Source organism: Herbaspirillum sp. C7C8, from assembly GCF_022627875.1.
Classification (GTDB): Bacteria; Pseudomonadota; Gammaproteobacteria; order Burkholderiales; family Burkholderiaceae_D; genus Herbaspirillum.
On the sequence record NZ_JABXGG010000012.1, the window covers coordinates 157,880 to 167,597 of the forward strand.

The window sequence follows — 9,718 nt, forward strand, 5'->3', positions numbered from 1 at the left end:
AGGGAAGGTACAGGGCTCAGAAGCGCGCTGCGGCCTTGTTGCGCCCGCGCAGCCATTCCAGGGCCAGCAGCAGGCAGGTCGAAAACACGATCAGGATCGTCGCCAGGGCGGCGATGGTCGGGCTGATATTGTCCTTGATGCCGGCAAACATCTGACGCGGCAGGGTGGCTTGCTCGGGCCCGGCCACGAACAGGGTGAGAACCACTTCATCGAAGGAAGTTGCAAAAGCGAACAAAGCCCCCGAGATCAGGCCCGGCGCAATCACCGGCAAGGTGATGCGGAAGAAGGTGCGCAAGGGGCTCGCCCCCAGGCTCAGGCTGGCGCGTACCAGGTTGTGATTGAAGCCCTGCAGCGTGGCCAGCACGGTGGTGACCACGAAGGGCGCGCCCAGCGCCGCATGGGCCAGGATCAGGCCGAGGTAGCTGTCGGCCAGACCGATGCGCGCGAAGAACAGATACACGCCCACCCCCACCACGACCACCGGCACGATCATGGGCGAAATCAGAATCGCCATGACGATGCCCTTGCCACGGAAATCGGCCTTGTTCAGCCCGACCGCCGCCAACGTGCCCAGTACGGTGGCAATGACGGTCGCGGCCGGAGCGACGATGAAGCTGTTCTGTGCGGCGCGCACCCATTCGTCGGAGGTGAACAGGTTCTCGTACCAGCGCAGCGAGAAGCCCTGGATGGGATACATCAGGAAACTGCTGTCGGAGAAGGACAGCGGAATCATCACCAGGATAGGCAAGACCAGGAACAGCAGTACCAGCAGGTTGAAACTGCGCGAGGCAAAGAACCAGGCGCGTTCCACCAGCGAGGTGTAGGGCGGAAACAGAGGGGGTTTGTTCATGGTGTATTTCCTGAATTCTTCGGTGGATTCTTCAATGGCTTCAGCTCATGCCCACATCGACCTTGGCAAAGCGACGATAGACGCCGTACAGCACCAGGGTCGCCGCCAGCAACAGGCTGCCCAGGGCACAGGCCATGCCCCAGTTGATGGTGGTGTTGATGAAGTAGGCGATGAAGTAGCTCACCATCTGTTCATTCGGTCCGCCCAGGAGCGCCGGTGTGATGTAGTAGCCACCGGCCATGATGAACACCAGCAGCACGCCCGCACCGATGCCCGGATAGGTCTGCGGCACGTACACGCGCCAGAAGGCGGCGAAGGGATGGCTGCCCAGCGACACGGCGGCCTTGAGATAGGTGGGCGGCACCGACTTCATGACGCTGTAGAGCGGCAGGATCATGAAGGGCAGCAGGATGTGGGTCATCGAGATGTAGACCCCCACGCGATTGAATACCAGCTCCAGCGGCGAGTGCGTGAGACCGGTCAGCATCAGCGCCTTGTTGACCAGTCCTTCCGATTGCAGCAGCACGATCCAGGCGGCCACGCGCACCAGGATCGAGGTCCAGAAGGGAATGAGCACCAGGATCATCAGCAGGTTGGCGCGGCGCTCCGGCATGGTGGAGAGCCAGTAGGCCAGCGGATAGGCCAGCAGCAGGGTGATGATGGTGACCACTGCGCTCATCCACAGCGTGCGGCCGAAGATGGTGCGGTAGATGGCCGATTCGGGGGCGACAGCTTCGATATCACCGAAGACGTTCTGGCGCAGGTCCAGCGAAGCCAGCAGGTAGTAGGGAGAATAGAGCGAGCCGTTCTGGGCAATCACGCGCCATACCTCGGGCTGGCCCCACTGTTCATTGAGGGCGATGATGGCCTCGCGCGCGGCAGCCGGGCTCAAGGCTTTGCCATCGGCATCGCGCAGCGGCATGGCACGTGTCGTACCCATCACCAGCGAGCGCGCACCGGCAAATTCGATATTCAGGCGCCGTGCCAGATTGCCGGCGGTGGTGTCTTCCTTGGCACGGGCCAGGTCTTCTGCCAGGGCGGAATAGGCCTGGTCGGGCAGGGCCGAGCGTCGATCCCACTTCGACAGGACCGCCACGGTCTGTGGCAGGGTGGTGGCGACTTCCGGATTCTCGATGGCGCGCTGCAGAAGGACCACGATGGGGGCCACGAAGGTCAGCAGCAGGAAGATCGCCAGCGGTGCGATCAGGGCCATTGCGCCCAGGCGCTTGCGGGTCTGGGCGGCGCGCAGGTCGCGCTTGAGTTGCTGCGGATCAGGTTCGGCCAGGGGCATGGCGGCGGCGGAGCGGGTGGCGATGGTGGTCATGTCTCGGGTGTCCGGTGGCAGCGGAATTCAAGACAGCGATCCGGCCAGCGCAGGCGGGATCGCTGTCGGGCAGCATGCAGGCTTACTTCGCGATCCAGGAAGCGAAGCGCTGCTCAAGTTCCTCGCCGTGGTCGGTCCAGAACTGCAGGCTCAGTTTCAACGCATCCTTGGCATTGTTGGGAGAAGTCGGCAGGTTGCTCAGGGTCTTGGCGTCGAGCAGCTTCAAGGCCCCCTTGCTGACGGGACCGTAGGCGATGTTGTCGGCGTAGACCTTCTGGTTTTCCGGCTGGCTGGCAAAGCTGATGAACTTCTCGGCCAGGGCCTTGTTCGGCGAACCCTTCGGGATCACCCAGTAATCCAGGGTATAGACGCTGCCGTTCCACACCACCTTGAGGTTCTTGCCTTCGCGCTGGGCCGCGTCGATACGGCCGTTGTAGGCATTGGCCATGACCACGTCACCCGAGGCCAGGAACTGCGCCGGCAGGGCGCCGGCATCCCACCACTGGATGTTGGGTTTCAACTGGTCCAGCTTCTTGAAGGCACGATCCACGCCTTCCTTGGTGGAGAGCACCTTGTAGACATCCTTGGCCGGCACGCCATCGGCCATCAGCGCGAACTCCAGGTTGTACTGGGCGCTCTTCTTCATGCCGCGCTTGCCGGGGAATTTCTTGGTATCCCAGAAATCGGCCCAGCTGGTCGGCGCGGTCTTGAGCTTGTCGGCGTTGTAGGCCAGCACGGTGGACCAGACGAAGGCACCCATGCCGCATTCGCTGACGGTGGCTTCGGGGATGTAGTCGTTCTTCTTGATGGTCTTGGCCAGGTCCAGCTTTTCGATCAGGCCATCGTCACAGGCGCGGGTCAAGTCGCCGCCATCGATTTCCACCACGTCCCAGCTGACCTTCTTGGTCTCGACCATGGCCTTGACCTTGGCCAGTTCGCCGTTGAACTCGGCGGTCACGACCTTGGTGCCGGTGCTCTTCTCGAAGGGCTCCACGTAGGCGACCTTCTGCGCATTGCCATTGGCGCCACCGAAGTTGACCAGGGTCAGTTCTGCGGCAGAAGCCGTACCGGAAAACAGCAAGCCCAGGAAGAGCGGGGACAGCAGGGCGGGTGTCAGGCGTTTCATTGTTGTTCCTCGTTGGTTATCGTGCGTGTTGACTGTGTTGACGGTGTTGACGGTGTTGAACTTGGTAAAAACCGAGCGGCACTCTGGGTTGCCTTGCTCTTCGAACGGGACTGCTGAACATCAGGTGCGACAAAAGAACAAAAACGGAATAACTCAAAAAACTAAGTAAACGGGAGTATCTGAAAATCAGAGGAAGCAGCGCAGACGGTCCTGCGCCACGTGCAGCACCACACTGCTGCCTTCGCTCAGTCCGGCCAGGGCCGGGTCGGACAGCGAGAGCTTGACGAAGCAATCGTCCTGCCCCGTGACCGTGCAGCGCACGCGCACGTGATCCCCAAAATAGATCAGCCCGGCGATGGTGGCGCGAATGCTGTTGGGTTCGGCGCTGCCGCCGGCGGCCAGGCGGATGCGTTCCGGACGCACGCAGGCGGCGATGGTTTGTCCGGCATGGGCGCGATGCACGTTCAGTCCGGTGACCACCGTGCCATCGGCCAGGCGCACCGTGCAGTGTTCGCCCTGCACGGATTCCACGGTGCCGGTGAAGCGGTTGTTGTCGCCGATGAAGTTGGCGACGAACTGATTGTCGGGATATTCGTAGAGCTCGGTCACCGGGGCCAGTTGCTGGATCACGCCCTGGTCGAACACGGCCACGCGGTCCGACATGGTGAGTGCTTCGCTCTGGTCGTGGGTGACGTAGACGAAGGTCACGCCCAGGCGCTTGTGCAGGGCCTTCAGTTCGAGCTGCATGTGTTCGCGCAGTTGCTTGTCCAGCGCGCCCAGCGGTTCGTCCATCAACACCAGTTGCGGATCGAACACCAGCGTGCGCGCCAGCGCCACGCGCTGCTGCTGGCCACCGGAGAGCTGGGTCGGATAGCGGTCGCCGAACTTGCCCATCTGCACCATGTCCAGCGCCTGCTTGACCTTGGCTTCGCGGGTGGCGCGGTCCATCTTGCGCACCGACAGCGGATAGGCCACGTTCTGTGCAATGGTCATGTGCGGGAACAGCGCATAGTTCTGGAACACCATGCCGATGTTGCGTTTGTGGGGCGGCACACGGTTGAGCAACTGGCCATCGAGACGGATCTCGCCGCCGGTCGGGAACTCGAAACCGGCCAGCATCATCAGGCAGGTGGTCTTGCCGGAGCCGGAGGGGCCCAGCAGGGTCAGGAATTCACCGCGACGAATCTCCAGATCCAGATTCTTGACGATCAGGTTTTCGCCATCGTAGGTTTTCTTCACGCCGCAGAACTGCACCAGCACGTCAGTGCCGCTGCCGGCGGCCGGCGCGTGTGCTTGCGCCGATTGCTTCATTGCATGAGCTGCCATCATCGATCCTCTCTTATCCTCAGGGCCGGATACTTCGTCCGGCCCTTCTAACCCACTGCTGAAAGCTGCCTTGCAATGCAAGACTCAGGCCAGCTTGATCGCCTTGGACAGGATGCCCAGTGCCTCATCCATGACGGTATCGGGAATCGTCAGCGGGAACAAGAAGCGGATCACGTTGCCGTAGCTGCCGCAGGACAGCAGCAGCAAGCCATTGTTCAGAGCATGCTGCTGGACCTTCCTGGTGTAGTCCGCATCCGGCTTTCCGGTGGCGGGGTCGGCAAACTCCACGGCCACCATCGCACCCACGCCGCGCACTTCGGCGATCTGCGGCACGGTCGAGCGCAGTTCCTTCAGATGCTCCTGCAGCTTGTCGCCCAGGCGCTGACCACGGGCCACCAGTTTTTCTTCTTCCATCACATCCAAGACCGCCAGTGCCGAGGCAATGGCCAGCGGGTTGCCCGCATAGGTGCCGCCAAGGCCGCCGGCGGCGGGTGCATCCATGATCTCGGCGCGACCGCACACCGCCGACAGCGGCATGCCACCGGCCAGGCTCTTGGCCATGGTCATCAGGTCGGGCAGGACATCGTAATGTTCCATCGCAAACAGCTTGCCGGTGCGGCCATAACCGGACTGCACTTCATCAGCGATCAAGAGGATGCCGTGCTCATCGCAGATGGCGCGCAGGCCGCGCATGAAGTCGGCCGGGGCAGCATAGAAACCACCTTCGCCCTGCACGGGTTCCAGGATGATGGCGGCCACGCGTTTGGCTTCGATGTCGCTCTTGAAGAGACCCTTGACGGCCTCCAGCGCATCCTCGCTGGTGATGCCGTGCAAGGCGCTGGGGTAGGGGGCATGGAAGACGTCGCCGGGGAAGGGACCGAAGCCCAGTTTGTAGGGCGCGACCTTGCCGGTGAGCGCCATGCCCATCATGGTCCGGCCATGGAAACCGCCGGCGAAGGCGATTACGCCGGGGCGGCCGGTGTGGGCGCGGGCGATCTTGATGGCGTTTTCCACGGCCTCGGCGCCGGTGGAGAAGAAGGCGGTCTTCTTGGGATAGTTGCCGGGGGTCACCGCGTTGATGCGCTCGGCCAGTTCCACGTAGCTGGCGTAGGGCACGATCTGGTAGGCGGTGTGGGTGAACTTGTCGAGCTGGGCGCGCATGGCGTCGAGCAGCTTGGGATGGCGGTGGCCGGTGTTGAGCACGGCGATGCCGGCGGCGAAGTCGATGAAGCGGCGGCCCTCCACGTCCCACAGCTCGGCATTGGACGCGCGTTCGGCGTAGAAGTCGCACATCACGCCGACGCCGCGCGGGGTGGCGGCATTCTTTCGTTCTTGCAGCGCTTGGTTGGTGGCCTTGCTGGTCATGGCTTGCTCCGATCTTGCTTCGTTGAATGGCGCCTCAGGGCGCAGAAATGGGCAGGAAATTGCTGAATCGGGAAACAATATAAAACCGCAGTGGCACTGTAATATAGAGCCAATTTCAAATATCTGATGGTGCCACTTGAAACTCGCCTCCTTGTCCGACTATCTGCTGCTGCGCATCAATCGTTCGCCGGTCAGGCCCGCACCGGCCAAGGGCAAGGCCGCGAGCAGCCGTGAAAGCGGCGCAGCGAAGTCCCTTAAAAACGGGAAATCCGGCAGTGAACGCATGCCCGTCAATCGCCAGATCTACCAGTTGATCCGTGAGGCCATCCTGGCCCACACCTTGCCTGCGGGGATGCAGTTGCCCTCCTCGCGTGACCTGGCACTGGAGCTGGGGACCTCGCGCAACACGGTGACCTATGCCTATGAACAGTTGCTGGCCGAGGGGTATCTGGAGAGTCGCACCGGGTCCGGCACCTTCGTGGCCGATACGGCACCCGACCAGATTCCCGAGGCGGTGGAGCGCAAGGAGCCGTTGACCGACCCTTCCGGCAAGTCCGAACTCTCGGCGCGCGGGGCCCTGCTCACGCGCCAGGCCGGCGTGGGCGAACGCCAGTGGGGCGCCTTCATGCCGGGCGTGCCTGATGTGACCTGTGTGCCGCACAAGATCTGGGGACGCCTGCAGAACAAGCACTGGCGCCGTTCCAGTTCGGACTTGCTGACCTATGGCCCCGGTGCCGGTTATGCCGGCCTGCGCGAGCAGATCGCCGAGTACCTGCGCGTGGCGCGCTCGGTCAATTGCACGCCCTCGCAGGTGCTCATCACCACCGGCATCCACCAGTCCATCGACATCGTGGTCAAGCTGCTGGGCGAGCATGGTGATACCGCCTGGGTGGAAGACCCTTGCTACTGGGGCACCCGCAGCGTACTCAATTCGCTGGGCATCCAGTCGGTGCCCATTGCGGTGGATCAGGAGGGCATGCGCATGCGGCTGGCCAATCTGCGCCGTCCTCCGCGCTTCATCTGCACCACCCCCTCGCACCAGTATCCGCTGGGCATGGTGATGAGCCTGTCGCGGCGGCGCATGCTGCTGGAGTACGCGGCCACGCACAAGGTATGGATCATCGAGGATGACTACGACAGCGAATTCCGATACGGCGGCCGTCCGCTGGCCTCGCTGCAGGGCATGGATACGCAGGACCGGGTGCTGTACATGGGCACCTTCAGCAAGATCATGTTTCCGGGGCTGCGCATCGGTTTTCTGGTGGTACCGGAGTCATTGGCCAAGGCGTTTGCCACCGGCATCGCGGAGTTGTACCGCAACGGTCAGGTATTTTTGCAGGCCACGCTGGCCGACTTCATGGCCGAGGGCCACTTCGCTTCGCACATCCGCAAGATGCGCGTGCTCTATGCCGAGCGACTGCAACTGCTGCAGCAGGCCATCAATCGTCATTTCGGCGAGAAGATGACCATCACCGGCGGCGAGGCCGGATTGCATCTGGTGCTGGGTTTGCCGCAGGAGTGCGACGATGTGCTTATCTGTGAACAGGCGCTGGCGGCGGGCATCGTCGTGCGTCCGCTGTCGCGGTACTACATGGCTGCACGGGGAGCGCGGCGGGGATTGCTGCTGGGCTATGCGAGCGTGCCCAATGATGAGATTGCGCGCGCCTTCGACCAGTTGGCGGCGGTGATCAAGCCGCATTTGGCGGGCGTTGCGTGAACGTTGGGGCGGCTGCTAACGCCAAGATGGCTGCATGGAGACTGTACGTGCGGCCCATTTGGGCTACAATGTAGCTCAATTAACAGGAGAAGCACATCATGGCTGAAAACGCAGTTGTTCGTGCTCGCATTGACGGGCACATCAAGGAAGAGGCATCTATCGTCTTGGCCGCGATGGGTCTCACCGTGTCTGACGCATTTCGCATCATGCTGACTCGCATTGCTCGCGAGAAAGCCCTCCCGTTTGAGCCTCTGGTTCCGAATGACACGACGATTGCCGCCATGCGTGAAGCACGGGCCGGTAACCTGAAGAGCTTCGACAACCTTGATTCACTCCTGGCGGATCTGAATGCGGAGGATTGAGCGCACTGGCCAGTTCAAACGGGACTACAAGCGCGAAGTGAAGGGGCAGCATCGGGCGACGCTCGAGGTCGATCTGTTGGCAGTCGTGAAAGCCCTCGCCACAGATCAATCGTTGGCCGCCCGCTATCATGATCACGCCCTCACGGGCGATTGGAGGGACCACCGCGATTGCCACGTCAAGCCGGACTTGGTACTGATCTATCGAAAACCGGACCTGGAATCGTTGCAGCTTGTTCGACTCGGCTCGCATAGTGAGCTTGGTCTTTGACCAGACAGAGAACAAGCTTGATTCCGAGCCAATATGCGCACTGCGTAGTGTTCGCCATGTTCGGGATGTGTGCTGGCTTCTGAGCAGGCCAGCACACATCCCGTATTTTCGTCTCCACGATGAAACTCTTTCTGCCGACCAAGGCTGGTTGGCTGGCACACTCGTCCCTAAGATTGATGAAATGGGTTCTAGCTTCATATCGCCCTGTCATGGCAAAGGCTGAAAGCAGCGTACATAGTCAGTGCCCATTTTTTAGGTTCATCTAAGAGGATTTTCCATGCAAGCCATCATCACCAACCCGCAAGCCCAGGCCATCAACGACCCTGCTTCCCTGTCCGCGACCACCTTGCCCGATCCCGTCCCCGGCGAGCATGACCTGCTGGTGGAGGTCAAGGCCATCTCCGTCAATCCGGTCGATACCAAGATCCGCGCCAGCGCCAGCCAAGCCCGTGTGCTGGGCTGGGACGTCAGTGGCGTGGTGCGCGCGGTCGGTGCGAAGGTTACGCTCTTTGCGCCGGGCGATGAGGTCTTCTATGCCGGCGACATCACCCGTCCTGGCGCCAACAGCGAATTGCACGTGGTCGATGAACGCATCGTCGGCCGCAAGCCCGCCAGCCTGAACCATGCTGACGCCGCCGCCATCCCGTTGACCGCCATTACCGCCTGGGAACTGTTGTTCGACCGCGTGGGCGTGGCCGAAGGAGCGGGGCAGGGACGGCGCCTGCTCATCATCGGGGCGGCCGGTGGTGTTGGTTCGATCCTGACCCAGCTGGCGCGCAAGCTCACGCAACTGACCGTGATCGGCACCGCCTCGCGCAAGGACACGGCGCAATGGGTGAGCGAGCTGGGCGCGCATCACGTGATCGACCACAGCCAGCCCTTCAAGCCGCAGTTGGAGCAGTTGGGCATCCCGGCGGTCGATATCGTCATCAGCCTGACCCACACCGATGAGCACTATGCGCAGATCATCGACGTGCTTGCCCCGCAAGGCCAGCTCGCGCTGATTGATGACCCGGCCACGCTGGATGCGGTGCCGCTCAAGCGCAAGAGTATTTCACTGCATTGGGAGCTGATGTTCACCCGCTCGATGTTCCAGACCGCCGACATGATCCGTCAACATGAGCTGCTGCAACGAGTGTCGCAATTGCTGGATGAGGGCGTGTTGCGTACTACTACCGGGGAGCATTACGGACGCATCAGCGCGGAGAACCTGCGGCGTGCGCATGCCTTGCTGGAGTCGGGCAAGGCGAAGGGGAAGATTGTGCTGGAAGGCTTTGCCGCGTAGCCAGCAGGCTGGCCTGAGTAGAACCCATTTCATAAATAGGCGTGAGTGCGAGCGAGTCCCGTTTGGGATGAAGTGCAAGGCGCGAATTTGGGTCA

The 9,718-nt window shown here is 62.1% G+C and carries 9 protein-coding genes; 4 read left to right on the plus strand and 5 right to left on the minus strand.

Features of this window, described 5'->3' with window-relative positions:
- Window positions 1–16 precede the first annotated feature (16 nt).
- The 5 genes from HWE01_RS15445 to HWE01_RS15465 all read right to left on the minus strand — a co-directional run bounded on the left by HWE01_RS15445 (window position 17) and on the right by HWE01_RS15465 (window position 5,991).
- Complete coding sequence (locus tag HWE01_RS15445; RefSeq protein WP_008326185.1) at window positions 17–850, minus strand: ABC transporter permease; 834 nt, start codon at window positions 848–850, stop codon at window positions 17–19.
- A 40-nt stretch (window positions 851–890) separates the two neighbouring features.
- Complete coding sequence (locus tag HWE01_RS15450; RefSeq protein ID WP_008326186.1) at window positions 891–2,174, minus strand: ABC transporter permease; 1,284 nt, start codon at window positions 2,172–2,174, stop codon at window positions 891–893.
- A gap of 82 nt (window positions 2,175–2,256) precedes the next feature.
- Complete coding sequence (locus tag HWE01_RS15455) at window positions 2,257–3,300, minus strand: ABC transporter substrate-binding protein (RefSeq protein WP_175342801.1); 1,044 nt, start codon at window positions 3,298–3,300, stop codon at window positions 2,257–2,259.
- Window positions 3,301–3,486: 186 nt separating this feature from the next.
- Entirely contained in the window at window positions 3,487–4,611 is a 1,125-nt protein-coding gene (locus tag HWE01_RS15460) for an ABC transporter ATP-binding protein (RefSeq protein ID WP_192811552.1), read from the minus strand.
- A 99-nt stretch (window positions 4,612–4,710) separates the two neighbouring features.
- The gene (locus HWE01_RS15465) at window positions 4,711–5,991 is read right to left on the minus strand and encodes a 4-aminobutyrate--2-oxoglutarate transaminase (RefSeq protein ID WP_008326189.1); all 1,281 of its coding nucleotides are present in this window, start codon (window positions 5,989–5,991) and stop codon (window positions 4,711–4,713) included.
- Between the two features lie 136 nt (window positions 5,992–6,127).
- Between HWE01_RS15465 and pdxR the strand changes: the two genes are divergently transcribed.
- From pdxR to HWE01_RS15485, 4 genes are all read left to right on the plus strand, one after another.
- The gene (gene pdxR / locus HWE01_RS15470) at window positions 6,128–7,708 is read left to right on the plus strand and encodes a MocR-like pyridoxine biosynthesis transcription factor PdxR (RefSeq protein WP_241822268.1); all 1,581 of its coding nucleotides are present in this window, start codon (window positions 6,128–6,130) and stop codon (window positions 7,706–7,708) included.
- A gap of 98 nt (window positions 7,709–7,806) precedes the next feature.
- Complete coding sequence (locus tag HWE01_RS15475; RefSeq protein ID WP_241822269.1) at window positions 7,807–8,070, plus strand: type II toxin-antitoxin system RelB/DinJ family antitoxin; 264 nt, start codon at window positions 7,807–7,809, stop codon at window positions 8,068–8,070.
- On the plus strand, window positions 8,057–8,338 hold the full coding sequence (locus HWE01_RS15480) for a type II toxin-antitoxin system YafQ family toxin (protein ID WP_241822270.1): 282 nt from the start codon (window positions 8,057–8,059) through the stop codon (window positions 8,336–8,338). The genes HWE01_RS15475 and HWE01_RS15480 overlap by 14 nt, the downstream gene beginning before the upstream one ends.
- 277 nt (window positions 8,339–8,615) lie before the next feature.
- A complete protein-coding gene (locus tag HWE01_RS15485; protein ID WP_241822271.1) occupies window positions 8,616–9,623 on the plus strand; it encodes a zinc-binding alcohol dehydrogenase family protein in 1,008 nt (335 codons plus the stop codon).
- Window positions 9,624–9,718 lie beyond the last annotated feature (95 nt).

Excerpts from the sequence above, each read along its gene's own strand:
- HWE01_RS15445 (WP_008326185.1), bottom strand. The coding sequence starts at position 850 with ATGAACAAACCCCCTCTGTTTCCGCCCTACACCTCGCTGGTGGAACGC.
- HWE01_RS15450 (WP_008326186.1), bottom strand. The coding sequence starts at position 2,174 with ATGACCACCATCGCCACCCGCTCCGCCGCCGCCATGCCCCTGGCCGAA.
- HWE01_RS15455 (WP_175342801.1), bottom strand. The coding sequence starts at position 3,300 with ATGAAACGCCTGACACCCGCCCTGCTGTCCCCGCTCTTCCTGGGCTTG.
- HWE01_RS15460 (WP_192811552.1), bottom strand. The coding sequence starts at position 4,611 with ATGAAGCAATCGGCGCAAGCACACGCGCCGGCCGCCGGCAGCGGCACT.
- HWE01_RS15465 (WP_008326189.1), bottom strand. The coding sequence starts at position 5,991 with ATGACCAGCAAGGCCACCAACCAAGCGCTGCAAGAACGAAAGAATGCC.
- HWE01_RS15475 (WP_241822269.1), top strand. The coding sequence starts at position 7,807 with ATGGCTGAAAACGCAGTTGTTCGTGCTCGCATTGACGGGCACATCAAG.
- HWE01_RS15480 (WP_241822270.1), top strand. The coding sequence starts at position 8,057 with ATGCGGAGGATTGAGCGCACTGGCCAGTTCAAACGGGACTACAAGCGC.
- HWE01_RS15485 (WP_241822271.1), top strand. The coding sequence starts at position 8,616 with ATGCAAGCCATCATCACCAACCCGCAAGCCCAGGCCATCAACGACCCT.